Here is a 19,649-nt window from a genome sequence, read left to right on the forward strand (position 1 = left end):
GTTAGGTCAGAGGAGTCTATACCACGAAAGGCTGCAACGGGTTAGGGCATCTAGGCAACAGGCGCAAAACAAACGGCCCCTTCTCCCGGAGGAGAAGGGGCCGTTCAGATTCAGTTGGCGTAATGTAAAAGGTTACTATTCCATCACCAGGCGTTGGTTGAAGGCCTGACCGTTACCCGTTACCTGAATGATATAGATACCAGCCGGTAGCGACGAAACGCGCAGCGGCTGCTCGGTGCCGCCGGCCTGTTGGAAGGTCCGGATGGTCCGGCCCATCAGGTCCGTTACCAATACCTGGTAGGTGCCGGGAGCGGCAGCCGTCAGGTCTAGGCGGGCATCCTGCTGGCTGGTAGCAGGGCTGGGATACACGTTGGCCACAGCTGCAGTAGCCGAGAAGCTTACCGTTTGCACGGTGCTCAGTGCTTCGGTGCCATCCGTATCTACCTGGCGCAGGCGGTAGTACGCTGTGCCACGAGTGGCCTTGGTAGCCACTTTGGCGTCGGTTACGGCGTAAGCCGTACCTGTTGATTTGGTGCCCTGGCCTTTCACCTGCTGCACCGGCTCAAACGACTGGCCATTGAAGCTGCGCTCCACTACAAAGTGGTCGTTGTTCACCTCCTGCGCCGTAGCCCACTTCAGCACAACATACTGACCGGTTGCCTGCGCCGTGAAGCTGGTGAGCGTGACGGGTAGGGGACGGTTCTGTTGAACCACAATGTTACCAGAAAACTCTGATGTGGTGCTGTTCAATGTAGCCGTGGCCGTGAGGCGAATATCAGTGCCGGTGAGAGCAGCACGTTGTGTTGGGGAAAGGTTGGCAAATGGGATGGTAAAGTAGAAGCGGCTGGCATTGGTTTCGCTACCCTGATTCAGTCCACTTACCGTCATATTGCTGTAGGAACTGGTCTTGGCATCTGCATCCGCCACGCTATTCATCGTTCCTCCTTCCATCAAGGAAGTGATGAATGTCTTCCCTTGGCCAAAAGCTGCTGTAGTACGGTCTGCCACAAACAGTTCGATTGTACTACCCGCGGGAGCATACCCACTCAGGATTAAATTACCGTTTGTGGTATTATTGACAGTCGCCTGAGTAATAATAGGGAAGTTAAGCAGGCCGTTCGCACCGCTGGTCGTCGTCTTACCAGAAGCATTGGGCGACGCTCCGTCGCCGTTAGCGTTGGCGGCAGGTGCTGAAAGGTCAATGCCCAGGTCTCCGTTCGTGGAGAAGCTATTTTGGGTAAACAAGTTGGTGCTGGACCCACTTGCAGCTACAATACCATCGCCAGTATTGTTGTTAACAGTGTTGCTGCTGAACGTATTACCAGAACCATTCTGAATACTAATACCAGCATCATCGGAGCTGGCACCACTACCGTTGCTGATGATTGTGTTATTGCTGACTGTGTTGCCGGTGTTGTCAGTATTCGTTAGCACCATGCCGAAGCCTCTATTACTGCTCAGCGTATTACCACTAATCGTGTTATTGGAAGCTCCAACTAAGCTAATACCAGCGGCATCGTAGATAGTCGTCCCGTTGGTAGTGGTGACATTGCTTCGCAGCACATTGTTGCTCACTATTACATCAGTGGCACCACCTTGCAGGCGGATACCACCAGAAGCATTATTAAGTGCTGTTATATCAGTCACAACAGTACCGGCGGCGGCAGCCCCGTCAATTGTTACGCCGGCTCCATCAGAGAAAGTCGGAGTTCCGGTGGTTGTTACCGAGCCACGTGCGCCCGTTAGATTCACCGAAGCAATGCGCGAGCTTGCACCCGTTACATACAAGCCTTTGAGCGAATTGAAGTTGATGGTTACCTCTGGTCCAGTTGTTTCACCACCAACAGTTGTGGAAGCCGCTACTTTGTTGCCGGTCAGAGCCGCCTGCAGTGTACCATCAATTGCCATGGATTCGTCGGTGATATTGGGCAACGCGGTGGCAGGAGTAAATGTAAAACCAGTTGCTGCATTGTACCCGCTTGGTGCATTGGCAATACCCCCGCGTAGACCGTTGTTATTAGTAGTACCATCATTCATCATGAAAATGGCATACTCATACCCATCTAAGAGAGTCACACCGGATACTGAACTCTTCTGCGACAAGTTCTCATTAGTCAGCGTGTTGCTGTTCAGAATGAATTGCCGCAGGGAACCTGCTCCGGTATCGTTGGTATTAACAACTGTGCTGAAGTTGAAGCCAAAGTCAACACCTAGTAAAGCTGGTGAAGTTGAATTGTTACTGGCAGGAGTACGAACAGTGACAAGAGACTGAATTTCTCCTCCCAAGGCGTTAGTTGCACGAAGCTGCGTAATGCTTTGACCGTTCGTACCATTTACTGTGCCATTATTAGCTTGAACGTCAACCCGTAGTGGGTTAGCCCCACCAATCTGGTTTTGAGTAGTAGCGCCATAAATGTAGGTTTGAACGCCTGCCAGACCAGCAGCGGCAGTATAGCCGGGGCGGTTGCTGCCTACAGTTGAATTCACTACTCGTACTTGATACTGGGTGTTTGCGTTGAGCGCAGTAGTACCATTGGTAGTACTGAAAGCGTAATTGCCAGCTGCGTCCGTCGTTGTGAACGTGAGGAAAGCACCTGTGTTGCTATACAGTTCCACTCGTACACCTTCTACACCAATACCACCACTAGCGATTTGCGTACGGCCTACGCCACCACCGTAGTTAATGTCTTCAAATACCGTCCCGGAGATGGAAGGTGAAAAATAGATAGGCGTAGGGGTAGGAGTATCATCATTTGCGACGGTTGGCAAAGATGGACCATCCGTTGAACGGTCGGTAGCAACCAATTGGCCTGGGGCAGAGATGAAGCCAGCGGTATTTTGGGCGTAACCTGTGCTATTGGCAGTAGTGGTGCTGGAGGCGTATGCCGTATTGGTAACCCCGGCCGGAATATTACCAGCAGCGCTGTAATTTACGCGAACTGTAAAGGTAATGGTGGCAGCCTGGCCAGCCGTGAGGGATTGAGTCCCCGTGAGCAGTGCACCAGTAACTGTACCGGCGGCTCCTCCAACTCCGGTATAGCTAGGGTTAATGGCTAAGTTGAATACCGGGTTTGAGTTAGTAGGGTCAGCAGTGATAACCGGCGCAGCCTGAAAAGTAAGCGAGTTAATCGACTGATTCGTTACGGACGAAAAGGTGGTGTTTGCTCGTACAGTGTTGGCAGTGCCACTCCACAGAAAATCATTAATCTGTACGTTAGCATCCGTAGCAGTGCTGGTATTTTTTACCCGTATGGCAAATGCTACATCAAACGTAGTAGCATTTACTCGCGAGATGTTAGTAACCTCCTTCACCACATCAATCCGCTGGTCGGGGTTGATGCAACTAGCCCCGTCGCTTACGCTGGCCGGGTCAATATTGCTGATCAGTGTATATGCACCGTTGGTTAGGTTCACTTGATAAAATCCACCGGAGTTGGCAGTGCCTACAGTCCCATTAGTGTATACAAACAGGTTACCAGCAACGTCGAAAAAGGACGTGCCCACAGGGTCGGCATTGGTAGCTGTGGCCTTGATAGGATTTACAAGAGCCCGACCTGCGGTAGAAACAGCATCTACTCTCCACAGCGTACCATTCTGAAAAACCGCATACAACAGGTTGTCAGTTGGGTTAAGAGCAAGGTCGTAAAAAGTTAGGTTGACGGTAGCTGTGTTGCCAGCATTGTACAATCGTAAAGCTGTAGCCGCTAGCTGAGCCGTACCAGTAGCTGCTAGGTTGAAACGGTAAATGTTATAGTCAGCTGTGCCGGTTGAATTCTGACTAGAAACGTAGTAGTTACCGTTCTTGTCAATGGTACCTGAAGCTACCTGAATATTCGGCATACCAGTAACAGTACCTAAGTTCCTAATACCTCCCTGGCCAATTTTATACAATTGAATGCTACTAGGAAGCGTACCAGAAGTACCAGTTGTGCTTAGCGCATACAAGTAGCCATCCTGCGGGTTGTAAGCCAAGCCATTAAGTAGCACGCCTAAGTTATTGCTCGTGCCGTTGTTTGTTACGTTGATGGCAGTTGTGGTGTATGTGGCGGCCGAGCGGTTTACACGGAACAAACTCGAAGTAGTGCCAACCTGTCGGATCTGGTAAAAGGTACCATCACATGAGAAGGCAGTTCCTTCATTCTGGGCGACCAATTGCATTGGAAGCAGTATCCATGCGAGCAGAAACGCGAGGATGCGTAAAGTTTTAGGCATACAGATGAACAGAAGTGAGTGTCATTTTGAACTTTTTCCCAACAAGTGGAAAAAAGGCACCCAAAGGTACATACTTCACGAAGTCAGTGCATGTCATTCGTAGGGTAAAAAGATGTATTCAACAAGTTAGTAGCCATGTTTATATCAAGTAGCTGAATCATACAAAAAAGCCCGGTGCTCCTAATTTGGAACACCGGGCTTTTATCTTTGGCTCTACGTTGACTACTCAACCTTCGTCAGTCGTCGAATGACTGATTGACCGTTGCCTTCTACTCGTACCACGTAATTGCCTTGGGGCAGGCCCTGCACGTCGAGAGAGTGGGTGGCTCCCCCTTCAGCCTGCAGGGTACGTACCAGACGGCCGGCCATGTCCGTAATCGTCACCTGGTAGGTGCCGGCCGCAATTCCCGACAGGTCCAGACGCGCATCCTGCGTGCCGGAAGCCGGGTTGGGGTATACCTCCACGCTCATGCGGGCCGTCGTCGTGAAGCTCACCGTCTGCACGGCGCTCAGGGCCTGGGTGCCGTCGGTGTCCACCTGGCGCAGGCGGTAGTACACTACCCGGCCCTGGGCTTTGGCGGCCACCTGGGCATCCACTTCGCTATAGCGGGTGGTGGCCGACGTAGTGCCCTGGCCTTTCACCTGCTGGAGCATCTCAAACGACTGGCCGTCGAAGCTGCGCTCCAGCACGAAGTGGTCGTTGTTGACTTCCTGAGTTGTGGTCCAGCTTAGTTTGGCATTCTGTCCCGAGGCCTGAGCGGTAAAGCTCACCAGTGTTACGGGTAGCGGACTGGCACCAATCGGAATGGTTACGCTCTGGGTTGTAACACCGCCGTAGATGTCGGTAGTCGTGATGCTGACCGTGTACGAGCCTTGCTTGAGGAGCAGGCGGTTGGCCACGTACACCTGACCGGTCGCCGGATTCAGGGCCAGCCCTACTGCGCTGAGCGTGTTCTGGTCGGCCGGTGAAATAGTGGCATTGGTGCCCGTGGTGGGCAGGCCATTGGCCACCGAAGCATTTGCCAGCGCACCGGTAGTGGCATCGTAAATAGTGCCCGTGCTGCTGTACACAGCTCCGTTAGGATCCACTACATACGCCAGCACATCGTTGTTCTGGTATTGGTTGCTGCCGCCTTTCGTCGGCGTTTTAGCATACACCGAGCCATTATCCGATGCTACTGGAATAGTGTATACCGCCGTGTTGCTGGATACGGCGTTATCGTTATCAGTAGCCGTGTAGTCGAAGAAGGCGTTGCCGATGAACGAGCTAACCGGCTTAAAGGACAGCTTGGAAGCATCCGCCAGCAGCACAACCTGACCTTCCATAGCCGCTACGCCGTTCACGTACAGGGTACCCTGAGTAGTGGTGTTTGGCAGGTTAGTCAGCGTGAATGACCTAATAGTGCCGTCTGCATCCGTCGCGGCCAGCGTGGATATAGGCTGAGCAACCGTGGCACTGTTACCATCGGGAGCCGTTACGCTGTTCACTACGTTCCGGGCCACAGGGGCCTGGTTGGCGATGTTCGTCGTGAAGGGGTCCGTGTTGTTGGCCGTTACGCCGCCTTCTGCCGTGGTCGTGCTTACGTTGGCTACTAGGCGGTACGAAGCCGTAGGGAAGGTAAAGCTGATGGTGTTGGTAACCGCCTGCGCAGTACCTGAGTTCAGGGTGGTGATGGTGGGGAAGGTGACTACGCCCGAGTTGCTGTCGTAGGTACCACCACCCGATACTACCACGCCCGTTAGGCCCGTGGGCAGTTGTACCGTCTGCTGTACGTTGCTGGCTGGCGAGGTACCGTTGTTGCGGGTAATTACCGTGTAGGAAACCGTGCTGCCGGCTGCTGCCGTGCCCACGCCATCAAGTACCGTCTGTACATCGGCCAGCGTGGTGATGGCCACACTGTTCTGGTTGATGTTGTTGGCCGGCACGTTGTCCGTGTTATCCGATGACGTGCTGGCAACTGCCAGTACCGGACCGGCACCGGGCGCATTCACGCTGAAGGTGTAGGTGAGCGATGAACCGCTGGCCAATGAAACGTTAGCCGTGTTCGACGTTACAAGAACCACACCGGAATTGGTGCTGTAGGAAGCACCGGCCGGGCCCGTGAAACCGGTCAGGTCGCCAGGCAGAGCTACGCGCGTCCGCACATCCGTGGCCGTAGCCGTACCGTTGTTGGTTACGATTACCGTGTACGTGATGGGCGAACCCGCCGTGTACGTGCTGGCATCGGAGCTGATGGTTACGGCCAAGTCGCTGGTAGCCGTGGTCGGCTGGTTCACGACGACGTTCGACTGTACCACGTTGTTGCCCAGGTTCAGGTCGTTCGTTGCGCCCGAGACGTTGGCCACTGCGGTTACCGTCAGGCGTTTTGCCTCCGGAGCCTGGAAGCTGATGGTGTTGGTAACAGTGCCATTAGGACCAGCGGGTACTTCGGTGCGGGTTGCGAAAGTTACCACACCGGTAGCCGCGTCGTAGGTACCGCCACCCGAAACCGTTACACCCGACAGGCCCGTGGGGAGTTGTACTGTGGTAGTAACCGAGGCCGCTGGTGATTCACCATTGTTCGCCGTTGTAACCGAGTACACCACTGGCATACCCACTACAATGGGGCTGGCAGGAGATGCCAGGAATACCTGCACATCCGAGGAGCGCTGGCTGGTAGTGGTAACGGTAGCCGTATTGTTGGCTACGTTTGTTTCCGGCGTACCAGTAGCTACCGACGACATCACGCTGATCTGTGCTTCGGTCGGCATGCTGAAGCTGATGGTGTTCTGCACCTGCGTGCCGGCGTTTACCGTACCCAGGTCGAAAGTAACCTCGCCAGTCGCATTGTTGTAAGTGCCTCCGCCCGTAATGGTTACGTTGGCCGTGCCCAGGTAGGCCGGAATGCGCACCACCTGAGTAGTACCGGCAGCGGCAGCTGCACCATTATTAGCAACCGTTGCATTATAGGTTACCAGCTGGTTTGCCACAGCCGTGGTCGGGCCCGATACCGTGGTCAGCAGGTCGGTGCGCGGCGTTACCGTCACCGAAACTTCTGTCTGGTTGTTGCCGGGTACCGGGTCGATGGTGGTGCCGGCAATGGCCGACGTTGCCAGTACCGTGCCGGCAGCCGGAGCCGTAACGTTGAACGTAAAGCTCGAGGAGAAACCGCTGGCCATGGTGGCCGTTACGGCAGCCGGAGTAACTTCACCGGTAGTTGCGTTGTACGAGTAGCCCGAGGGCAGACCCGTAACCGTCAGGCCCGGAGCCAGCAGGATGCGCAGGCTGGTATTGGTGGCCGATGAAGGACCATTGTTACCATACGTAACCGTGTAGGTGTACACATCACCCGGAGCCGGCGAGGCCGTTGACGCGGTGATGGTCGAGAACAGGTTGGCCTGGTTGGTCGTGCCGGCGGCGTTTACCGTCAGCGAGGCCGTAGCCTGGTTGTTGGTCGTGGGCGTTTCGTTGCCGGTGCCGGAAATGTTGGCAACGGCCGAAACAGTGCCGGCGGCCGGAGCTACGAAGCTGATAACGTGGTTCACATTCTGCCCGTTCGGCAGGGTGGCCAGCGTCGGGAACGTAACAAGGCCGTTGGCGGCATCATACGTGCCGTTGTCAGACACATAGACGTTGGTGAGGTTGCGGGGCAGCGTCACCGTCTGGGCCACGCCCGTTGCCAGGCCCGTACCCAGGTTCAGCGACGTAACACTGAAGGTTACCGGCTGACCCGTAACAACCGTGGCCGGGCCGCTGATGCGGGTGGTCAGGTCGTAAGTGGGCGTCACAGCCACGGAAGCCGATATCAGATTGTTCGTCAGTACCGTTTCGTTGCTGGCAGTAGTCACCTGGGCAGTACCCACGATGGGGCCACTGGCCGGAGCCGTAAACGTAATGCCGTAGGAGTTGGAGGCGCCCAGTGCAAGCGTACCGTTGCTTAGCAGCGTCACCAGACCGGTCGTGTTATTGTACGAGCCGCCGTTGGAGAAAGCAACCGTACCCAGACCAGCCGGCAGCTGAAGGGTTTGTGTTACGCCCGTAGCCGGGGTGTTACCTGCGGTGTTGACGTTGGTAGTTGTTACGGTGAAGGTAACCGACTGACCCGCCGTAACCGTGCTGGCGCTGGTGCTGATGGTAGTAGCAACATCGGCCAACGCCCGGACTGTTACCGCAATGTTGGCCTGGTTGGATACCGCCCCCGACGTACCATTGATGGTATACGGAATAACGGCGGTGCCCGTGAAGCCGTTTACCGGCGTGAAGGTTACCAAACCAGTGTTATCTACCGTGAAAGTGCCCTGACCCGCTACGGTTTTCGTAGTCTGAATACCGGCTGTGTTGGGGTCGAGGTCAACGGTAGCTGCATCCTTTGGGCCCGTGTCGTTGGTGGCCACGTTGAAGGATACGGCCGTGTTAGGTGCCGTGAAGCTCTGATCGTTTACCGCAACCGGAGAGTTAGCCACTGTCAGGTTGTAAGTGGCCGTGTTGGAGGTAGTGCCGCTGTTATCAGTAGCCAAGTACGTAAAGCTGGCCGCCGCACCGCCGTTAGTACCAAAGCCGGAAACCGGGTCGAAGCGCAGGTTGCCGGCGCTGGCGGCCGGAATTACCTGACCAGCCGTTACGGCCGTCAGAGTGGAGCCGGAAAGCAGGTACAGCACCCCCGCCGAAGCCGAGGGCAGCGTTACGATGGTATAGCTGTCAATCTGGCCATCGGGGTCAGTAGCACTCAGGGCGGCAATTGCCGTGGGGCCGTTGTTATCCGGAATGGCTGGCGTGTTGGTGATGTTGCTGGCAACCGGCGGCTGCGAAGCGCTGGCGCACAACACGGAGTTCGGTACAATCTGACGAGATACACCGGCACCGGCGCTGGCATATTCCAGCGTCAGGACGTTCTGACCGGCATTTTCCCCATAAATGACCAGCAGGTTGTGCACACCTGCCGACAAAGTGAGGGTAACCGTGCGTTCCTGTGCCACGTGCAGTCCACCGTTGTTGATGGTCGCATTGGCCGTAGTAGGAGCCAGGGCTGCCCCATCCAGCCACAGGTAGGCGGCATCATCGGAGTTCAGATAGAACGTGTAGGAGCCGGCAGTAGCAATATTAAGGCTGCCGCGGTAGCGGGCCGTAAACGCTTCCGGGTTGCTGGCCGAGCCGCCCGCCGTGGGCGTCAGGTTGCCCCAGCTGGAGTTAGCCGGGAAGTTCAGCGTAGCATCGTAGCGGGCCAGGCCAGCCGTTTTGCCGTCCAGAAACGCCAGATTATCATTGAAGTACCCGCTGAAATACTCAGCGTACAGTCCGCTGCTGCGGGTTGGGCCATACTGTGCACCGGCGCAGCCATTAGTGGGCAGCGTTACCACCGTCGTTACGTTGGCATTAGCCAAGCTACCGTTGTTGTTAGTAGCAGTAAGATCAGTAGTAGAAGCTGTGCTGCTGGCTTTACCTGTAATGGTAGTATTATAGTTCGGAGCCGGGAAGACAATGCGGAAAGTAGGAGCTGCGCCGCTATTTACCGTTGTGCTGGGGAAAGTTACCAGACCGTTGTCATTATTATAGCTGCCACCGTCGGGCAGGTTCGTGGCCGTCAGGTTGAGGCCGCTCAGCAGTTGTACCGTGGGCACCACAGCAGTAGCCGTCGACGGGCCGTTGTTGGTAACCTGCGCCGTGTACGTAATGGAAGTGCCGGGCGCTACGGCCGTCTGAGAGGTGCTCAGGGTAGTAGCAATATCGGCTACCGGCGTAACGGCTGTAGTTGTGCTGGCCGTATTAACCCCTGTATCGGCACCTTGGTCAGTGCTGGTAGTGGTGGTAGTAGTAGCGGTAATGCTGGCAACCGGCAGCGGAGTAACCGTAAAGGTGTAGCTAACTGAATTGCCGGAAGCGAATGAGCCGCCTGGGTAAGTAATGGTCCAGCCGGTAGTCTGGCTGCCGGTTACAGTGCCACTGCCCGAGGTAACGGCCGACGCCGTATTAGCCGGAATAGTAACTACGCGGGTAGCCGTGTTAGCCGCGTCGGGGCCGTTGTTGGCATACGTCACCGTGTAGTTACCCGATACTTGCCCGGCCTGCAGCGTGGCCGGAGGCGTAATAGAGGTAGCCACATCAGCTTCAGCGCACCAGCCAAACGAGTTGAACCCGATAATCTGTCCGCCGGGGTCTGGCTGGGTGGTTTGCCCGTTGCGGTAAGTAATAACTACCTTATTAATAGCTACCGGAAACGTAATGACCACGTTACTGAGTAGACCAGTGCTATTACCGATGCCGGTAATTTCATTGGTGCCAGCTGCGTAGGTGTTCACGCCGTTGTCGGCCAGGTCAATATCGGCGGCAGTCAGCGTGTAAATAGTGTTGTTGGCCTGATAACCCTCCACCTTCACAATGTCCGTCCAGCCTGAGCCGTTGGTTGTGCCCGCCAGTTTATCAATATCATTGATGGCAAACGTGAAGCCTTTTACTGTCCGACTGAGTGTAAACGTCAGCACCACGTTGTTCGTCGTACTGGCGTTGGTGGTGTAGTCCGTGGTCAGGTTCAGGGCCTTTCCCCCAAAGGCATTCACTACCGAAAGCGACGACTCGGTGGCGGCTACCGAAGAGGTAAAACCTGAGGTGATAGTGGTACCGGCAGCCGTCAGGCTGCGGCTGATTTTCCAGTCCTCACCGGTGGTCTGGGCCCGGAAGTTTACCGAGTTACCGTCCGTGCAGGTGCTTTTGGCAACCGGAATGGAATACGTATTGGGCGAAATATCCGTGCTGGTGGCATCTTGGGCAGAATATGTGAAAACTACCGATCCGAATACCGTGGCTACCGGGTCAAAAGAGAGGTTCCCAATCTGAGCGACGGGAATTACCTGATTCACGCTCACCGGGCTGCCGTTTAGGGCCAGGGTACCCTGGGTGGCGGTATTGGGAATGGAGTTGATTACATAGCCCGTAATGGTCCCATTATTGTCTGTGCCTGCAAGTGAGGGGGCTAGTATAGTAGCCGCTGCGCCGCTGGAAATGACATCGTTCACGACATCTGCGGTAACGGGACCACCCACCTGAAACCGGTACGTAGCCGTACCCGACAGATTGTTGGCCGCGTCATACGCCCGGAACGTGAAGGAGGTAGTGCCAAGCGTGGCAGTGGTAGCGGCCGCAAACCGCAGAAACTGAGCCTGAGCCGTCGAATAGTTTGTATTAATCGCCGCATTGATATAGCCACTCAGCTGGGCGTTGGCAATCTGCAGAGTGCCTTGGGCCGCTGGAGGCAACGTAACGAGACGAAAGCCCGATAAATCACCATCGGAATCTGTTCCGGATAGGCCGGGACTTAAATTCGTATTCGTCGCCGTGTTGGGTACTACCGTAGTCGACGTAATGTCCGTCACTACCGGGTTAGCCAGCGGGCGCAGCGCAGCCGGCTGCTTGGTAGTCGGCTTTGTAAAAGGCGGCATGATAGCCTGATAAGAGGGCTGCCACACGGAGCCATCAACAGCATCCGGATAAGGATGCACAAGCTGTGCCCAGCCAGCCGAGCTGCCCAAGCCAATCCAAGCTAGTAGCGAAATGGCTAATCGTAAGCATGTTCTCATTGAAAAAAAGTATGGTGAATGCGAAGAGTGTGAATACTATACCTGGAGATTATCACTTGCTACAAAGCTAGACTGGACACTGCGCGGGTCTTTTTAATCTCGCTGAACTGACCTATTGTGTAGGTAAACTGTGGGTTTTTGATTGTGAAAATCGATTGACTAACATCTTGGGAAGAGATTCATTATCAGCTAGTATGCTCTGAATGAAATAGGTTACGGGATTTTCTGTTTCGTTGGATTTACTCGTGATGTTATGAAAATATGATTGTTGAAATTTAACAGTGTGGTTTTGGTGTATTATGTTAAAAGTGAGTTGTTTGAATGGTTTAATGAGGTGCCAGGTTCAGGTTCTCAGTATGCCAATGAACGCATAACACCAACGCCCGGCTTCTTTCACAAGAAGCCGGGCGTTGGTGTTATTTTCAAAATAATTCCCTATTACTCCGCTTTCGTCAGGCGCTTGGTAAAGCTCTGGCCCTGACCCTGCACCTGCACTAAATAGGTGCCTTGCGGCAGATCAACTACTTCCAGGTTCTGCCGGGTACCACCCGCACCGGCAACTGAACGTACAGTGCGGCCCGCCATGTCAGTAATAGTTACGGTATACTGGCCGGTCGGTAGCTCGGTCAGGTCCAGGAACGTGTCAGTCTGATTCGTAGCCGGATTGGGGTACACGTTCACCTCCGCGCGGACTGTGCTGGCAAATGCTACCGTTTGCACGGTGCTCAGGCTAAAGGTGCCATCCGCATCTACTTGGCGCAGACGGTAGTACACAGTGCCAGAGGCTTTGCGGCCTATGCCAGCATCAGTGAAGGTGTAAGCGGTAGCCGTGGAGGTAGTACCCTGGCCTTTCACCTGCTGAACGGCTTCAAACTCCTGGCCATTGAGGCTGCGCTCTACCACAAAATGGTCGTTGTTTACCTCTTGCGCCGTACGCCAGCTCAGCTGGGCATCGGCAGCTACGGCTTTCACCGTGAAGCTGACCAGGGTAACGGGTAGCGGTGCCATGCCAATGGTGAAGGTAACCGGCTGGGTGTTGGTGCCGCCGTACACATCGGTAGTCGTTACCTGAATGGTGTAGGTTCCGGCTTTGAGCTTGGTGCGGTCCTGCACCGAAATCAGACCGGTTACGGCGTCCAGCTGCAGGCCCAGCGTGCTGAGCTGGGTAGTGCCCGCCGCATTGGTAGCCGCAGTGGCCAGGCCGTTGGCCGCTACGGAGCCATCGGAGCTGTATTTGCCACCATTCACGTCGAATACTAAGGCAATGGGGTCGTTGTTCTGGTAAGAGGTAGCCACCGTGCCGCCTTTTACCGGCGAGTTGGTGTACACCGAGTTAATGTCTTGCCCAACCGGAACCGTGTACAGCGCGGCCGTGGAAGTGACATTGCCATTATCAGTAGCCGTGAAAGTGAAGAACACGTTGCCTACGTAGCCAGCGGCCGGGTCGAATGAGAGCAGGGCGGCATCAGCGGCCGGAATAGTCTGGCCTATTGTTACCGGGTTGCCAGCGTAATACAACACACCCTGAGCCGCAGTGGGCAGGCTGGTGATGGTGAAGGACGAAACCGTGCCATCGGCATCCCGGCCCTGCAGCGCCGACAGCGGTATTGCACCAGCCGAGTTGCCCACGGGAGTACGCTGGGCATTAACCACCGCAACGGCCGTGGGAGGCTGGTTGGTCATGGCCGTGTTCTGGGTAGAGCTATTGTTGCCGCTGTTGGTTTCGGCAGTGGTAGTGGTAACCGTACCAATAGCCGCAAAAGCCGTAGTCGGGGCCGTGAAGCTGATGGTATTGGTTACCGCATTGGCCGAGCCCGGTTGCAGTGCGCCAATGGCCGGGAAGGTCACCAATCCAGAGCCGATGTTATAGGTGCCACCACCTGATACAACAACATTACTCAGGCCGCCGGGCAGTTGCACGGTCTGCTGTACGCCCGCCGCCGCCGACGGGCCGTTGTTGAGCGTCACCACGTTGTACGTAGCCGAAGCGCCGGGGCTGATGCTGACGGGACCAGTCACAGTGGTTATCACATCGGCCTGCGGAGTTACCGTAATGGTGCTGGAGGCCGAGTTGTTAGCGGTATCGGTTTCCGTCTGGTCGGCGCTGGTAAAAGCCAGAGCCGTGAACGAGCCACTGGCTGGCGCATTCACCGTGACGGTGTACGTGGCGGCGCCCCCCGCAGCCAGTGTAGCACTTGTTGGGAGAGTTACTACGCCGGTAGTGCTGTTGTACGTAGCGCCTGTGGGCAATACTATCCCCGTCAGGCCGGCGGGCAGGTATAGTACCGGCTGCACATTGGTAGCTGCTGTGGCGCTGCCGGCGCTGTTGGTAGCGGTTACGGTGAAGACAACCGGCTGACCGGGCGTACGGGTAATGGTATTGGCCGAAACCGTGGTTACCACATCCACCGTCTGGGCCGTAGGAGCCGTAATCGTAGTGGTAGCCGTAGCAGAGTTGTTGGTCGTTACTTCCTCATTATCAGCTGCTGTGTTAGCCGCTACCAGCAGTTGCGTAGTGGTCGGGGCCGTGAAGCTGATGGTATTGGTTACGGAGCCCGCCGGCTGCGAGGCAATGGTGGGGAAGGTCACCAGGCCGGTAACACTGCTGTACGAGCCCCCGCCCGATACCGTCACGCCCGTCAGGCCCGTAGGCAGCTGCACCGTGGTAACGGCATTTTGTGCTACCGATGTGCCGTTGTTGGTGGTCGTAACCGAATACACCACCGGGTTGCCGGCTACCACGGTACCGGGACCCGTCAGGCTCACGGCCAGATCGGCTACCGGAGTTACAGAAGTGGTTGCCGCCGAGCGGTTGTTGGCGGTAACCGCCTCGGCCGTTGCCGTAGCCACCGACGCCACGTTGCTCAGTGGGCCGCCGGCCGGTGCAGTGTACGTAATAGTATTGGTAAGCGAAGCGCCGGGCAACTGTGAGGCAATAGTAGGGAAGGTAACTACTCCGGTTACGCTGTTGTAAGTGCCACCACCCGATACCATCACGCCCGTCAGGCCCGCCGGAATCTGTACCGTTTGCTGCACGCTGACGGCGGCGGTGTTGCCGACATTGGCGGTAGTAACGGTGTAGGTAACCGCCTGGCCGGCAGTAGCAGCCGCCGGGCCGGTAAGCGTGGTTGCTACGTCCGTCACAGGGGCTATCCGCACGTTGGTCGTGGAGATGTTGTTGGCAGGCATAGGGTCCGGCGTGCCCGAGGCCACACTGGCCCCGGCCAGTAGGTTACCGGCCGCCGGCGCATTCACCGTTACTGTGTAGGAAGTGCTACTGCCCGCGTTCTGAGTGCCGATGGCCGGGAAGGTTACCACGCCGGTTGCGCTGTTGTAAGTGCCCCCGCCCGAAACCGTTACGCCCGTCAGACCGGCTGGCAACGAAACGGCAGTTACCACATTGATAGCCGGATTCAGTCCGTCGTTGCCCTGCGTGATGGTATAGGTTACCGGCCCGCCCGGGGCCACCGAGGCCGCCGATGAAGTAATGGTGGTAAACAAGTTGGCACTGGTGGCCGGGGCTGCCGTAACGGCGGTAGCCGCTGCCGTAGCCGAGTTATTGCCCGGGTTGGAGTCGCCGACAGTGGGGGTTACGCTGGCCGTGGCCGTGAAGCCGGTAGCCGGTGCCAGGAAGCTGATGGTATTATTCTGGCTGGCACCGCTGGTCAGGGTAGCAATAGCCGGGAAAGTTACCACCCCACTGCCGCTGTCGTAAGTGCCATTATTGCTTACGTACACGCCCGTGAGGTTCGTGGGCAGCTGCACCGTTTGCGTAGCGCCCGCCGCCACCGACGGCCCGTTGTTCTGAGTGATAACGCTGAAAGTAGTCAGCGTACCCGCTACCGTGGTAGTCGGACCGGTGATGCGCGTCACCAGATCAAATACCGGCGTAAGGGCAATGGTAGCCGAAGCCGTGTTGTTGGCCGTCTGGCCCAGCTCCACATCGGGCGTGGAAATACTGGCCGTAGCCGTTACGCCGCTGCCCGTCGTTGGAGCCGTAAACAGAATCTGGAAGCTGTTCGAGGTACCGCTGGCCAGGGTGGGGAGCGTGGGGAAAGTTACGAGGCCGGTAGCGGCATCGTAGGAGCCGCCATCCGGCAACGACACGCCTGTGAGGCCGGCCGGCAGCTGCACCTGGCGGATTACGCTGGTAGCCGTGTTGGGGCCGTTATTGGTGAATGTAGCGGTAAACTGTCCCTGCGTACCCGCATTAATTGGGCTGGCTGCCGTGGTCAGGGTTACGGCCACATCGGCTACAGCCTGCACATCCAGCGCCAGAGTAAACTGGTCGGGGGCGGTGTTGGCTCCCTGGCCGGTGGTGGTGCTGGTGGTGCTGCGCAGCGTAGCAGCGCCGGGGGTAGTAGGTGCCGTAAAGCTGAACTGATACGCGTTGGCAGTACTGGCCGCCAGGGTAGCCGCCGTTCCGAAGTCAATAACCCGGGTAGTGGCGTTGTAGGTTGCCCCGTTCGGAATAACCACGTTGGTAGCTCCGGCGGGCAGCGTAACCGTTTGGGCTACCGTGCTGGCACTGCTCAGGCCAGTGTTGCTGAACGACACCGTGTACGTACCAGAGGGCTGCCCTGCCAACAGGCTGGTCGGACCATTGATGACGGTCGTTACGTCGGCTACGGGGTTTACCACCACCGTGCCGCTGGCCGAGTTATTGGCCGTATTGCCCCCTTCACTGGCATCTCCACTGATAACGGCTGCCGCCGTAACCGAGGTAGCATTAGCCGGCGCAGTAAAGGTGATAGTCGAGTTCTGCGAAGCCCCATTGGCCAGTGAGGCCAGAGAGGTGTAGGTTACCACACCGGTAGTGGCATTGTACGTGCCCCCGTTAGAGGCCGTCACGCCCGTAAGACCGGCCGGCAGCTGCACCTGGCGCACCACGTTGTTGGAGGCATCGGGGCCATTGTTGGTGAACACCACGTCGAACCGGCCCTGAGTACCGGCCGTAATGGGCGTGGTCTGCGGAGTAACCGTAGTTGCCAGGTCGGCCTGGGCGCAGAAGCTCAGGCTGTTGATACCGATGGTAGCCGTACGGGATGCGGTGAAAAGGGCATTCGTATTGGAAAACACGATTTCCAGCCGCCGGACCGGGGTAGTAAACCGAACCGTAGCGGTGCCGTTGGGTGAGCCGGCCGCTACGGCTGCTGTGCCCTGCACCGTATTGGCGGAAGTAAATGAAACCGAAGAGCCTAACGTGAAATTAGCCGTCGACAAGCTGGCTGCCGTCCCGGCGGTGGTGGTGGTATATCCATTGAACTGCACCGCTTCCGTGAGTTGCGTGCCGGTATCAATGTCCTGTAGCGCCAGTGTGAGGTTGTCAACCGGCCGGCTAAACAATAGCGTGGCCGTGGCCGTGCGGGTTGCTGTATTGGTGGTTAGCTGCCATACCAAACTCTGCCCCGATAAATTGCCATCCGTGCCGACACTGAATACATCAGCGACTGTATTCTGGGCGTAGCTGTAGGTGTAGCTGGTGCCGCCCAGCGTCTCGGTGCCGGTTTTGCGGCTACCCGTTGTGGCGGAGGTATAATCCAGCGTGCTTACCTGGTTACAGTCACTTACCGTGAGGTTGCGGGTGGCCGTGTTGTTGGCTGTAGCCCCATTCTCGTTGCCGGGCGTGCTGGTGTTAGCCGTCAGCGTGTAAGCACCGGTAGCCGAAGGCACCGTAAAGCTGAACGTGAACGACGAAGGGCTGCCACTGGCCACCGAAGCGGCCGTGCCGAAGTCGATGGTGCGGGTCGCCGCATCGTAGTTAGCGCCCAATGGAATCGTGACATTGGTAGCACCAGCTGGTAGAGTCACTGTGCGAGTTACCTGCTGAGCCGCGTCGGGGCCGTTGTTGCCGTACTCCACCGTGTAACTGACGGTGTTGCCAACGTTGGCGGCCACCGGGCCGGCCGTAAAGCGGGTGTACACATCCACCACCGAGCACCACGAGAGGGAGTTAATGCCGATAACCTGTCCGCCAGGGTCCGCCACGGGCTCTGTGTTGCGGTACGTAAGGCGCAGGCGTACAATAGCCTGCGGAAATGTTACTACCACGTTGCTGTTGGGCCCGAAGTTGTTGGAGTTGCCCTGGCCCGTAATCAGGTTCGTGGCTGAAAAGTTATTGGAGCCGTTCGGGGCCAGGGCCACATCTGCAGAGGAAAGGGTAATAATCTGTCCGCTGGCTGTGTAGCCATCCAATTGCACCTGGTCGCGCCAGGTGTTATTCACCTGGTCAATATCCGCCAGGGCAATGGAGAAGTTATCCAGGGGCCGGCTGAAGGATAAGTCGATGGAAGACGCCGTATTAGACGATGACGTGTAGTCAGTCGACCACAGCAGAGACTTGCCAGGCAGGGCCTGGTTGTCTTCTACCTGCAACGTTGTCTGGCCGCTGGGGGCCGTGTAATTGCTGGCCGTAATCGTCACCCCTTCCACCAGCACCGATTGGGTAGTCTGGAAGTTCTGACCATCGGGCTGGTTGGCGAAGTTGAGGGTGCTGGCCTGGCCGCAGGTAGCCTTGGCTACGGGAATTCCGTAGCTGGCGCTGCTACCACTGGTGCCGTTGGCATTGCGCGCGCGGTAGTTGAACACCACTGTACCAAAAAAGCCCGCCGCCGGATCGAAAGTCAGCTGCGCGGCCTGTGCGGCAGGAACCACTTGTCCAACCGTTATGGCGGTACCATTCAGGGCCAGTACGCCCTGGGCAGCAGTCGGCAGACTCAGAATAACGTAATCGGTGGCGGCAATGCTGCCGGGCTCCACCGACAGCGGCTCCGTAAGGGTAGTGGCCGGGGCGCCGGCCGGTACAATCTGAGAAATCAGCGCGGCCGCTACTGGCGTCTGCTCCACGTTGATGGTAAAGGTGGCCGACGAAGAGGATAGCTCCCCATTGCTGTTGCGGGCGCGCCACAAAAACGAGGTAGTGCCCGTCGCATTGGCCGTCGGGCGAATCAGGACCTGATTGTAATCCGCCAGCAACTCTTCATCCGGCGCAACTGTGATTTGCTTAATGGCACCGCTGGATGAGTTATATACATACAGCTCGGCCACCGTAGCCGACGGCACCGAAAAGAACCGGTAGGCGGTGATAGGAAAGCCGCCGTTGTTAGTAACGTTCAGGTTGATAATGTAATACAGACCGGTAGTGCCCCCAATAGTAACCGTCTGGTTGGCTACAGTAGGGGCGGCATTGGGCCGACCGGCATCCTTGCTGTCCAATACCTTGGTGGTAACGGCTTGAACCGGAATGATTTCCGGTCGCAATTGCCGGAAAGTCGGGGGCTGCAGGTCGCTGATGCTAGGCATTACCGCTGGTAGCGACGAGGATGGCACTACCCGTTGAGCCTGCACGTCGGGTGATACCAGACCAGCTGCCAATAGCAGTGAGGTCCAGAGACGTAAAGCTTTCTTCATGAAGTATATAGAGTAGGTTGAAAAAGCACTTTCGTTAGCTGTCGTGCCTTGAACAGTCACGGTGAGCCGAATTTTCACGCGGTGAGAAATACCTGAAGTCAGCTCTGTTTGAACTACGTTTCCGACAAAAAACACCTAACGCTGTGTGAACCTACGCAAGGATCAGGGGCTTTAGTTCAACCATCTAATAATGAAATACATGCATTCTTTAATTGGGAAAATGGTCCTTTTTTTATCAATTTGGGAATGCTTTTGAAAGCATAGGGTAGTATGCGTTTCGTTATAAATCTATTGCTGTCTGACAGAGAAATAATTGAGTTTCGACAGAGGCTTGAGTAAGGTATGTGAACCAGCAGACACGCATCTGTTAGGCTGTATTTTCCCAGAACAGGAAAAGAGAAAAATTTTGTCCTACTACTCAATCAGCATTCTAAACGCCAGCCCGGGGGCCTCTGATTGCCTGTAGTGAAAAGAGT

3 protein-coding genes are annotated in these 19,649 nt (G+C 56.5%); all 3 read right to left on the minus strand.

Annotation, left to right across the window (positions count from 1 at the left end; all coding sequences use genetic code 11):
• Window positions 1-135: 135 nt before the first annotated feature.
• The 3 genes from EI291_RS00120 to EI291_RS00130 all read right to left on the minus strand — a co-directional run bounded on the left by EI291_RS00120 (window position 136) and on the right by EI291_RS00130 (window position 19,173).
• The gene (locus tag EI291_RS00120; RefSeq protein WP_125417242.1) at window positions 136-4,212 is read right to left on the minus strand and encodes a beta strand repeat-containing protein; all 4,077 of its coding nucleotides are present in this window, start codon (window positions 4,210-4,212) and stop codon (window positions 136-138) included.
• Window positions 4,213-4,434: 222 nt separating this feature from the next.
• Entirely contained in the window at window positions 4,435-11,625 is a 7,191-nt protein-coding gene (locus tag EI291_RS00125; RefSeq protein WP_170172435.1) for a T9SS type A sorting domain-containing protein, read from the minus strand.
• A 576-nt stretch (window positions 11,626-12,201) separates the two neighbouring features.
• Window positions 12,202-19,173, minus strand: coding sequence for a T9SS type A sorting domain-containing protein (locus EI291_RS00130; protein ID WP_125417244.1), 6,972 nt, complete (start codon window positions 19,171-19,173; stop codon window positions 12,202-12,204).
• Window positions 19,174-19,649 lie beyond the last annotated feature (476 nt).

This window comes from Hymenobacter rigui (assembly GCF_003944715.1).
Taxonomy (GTDB): domain Bacteria; phylum Bacteroidota; class Bacteroidia; order Cytophagales; family Hymenobacteraceae; genus Hymenobacter; species Hymenobacter rigui.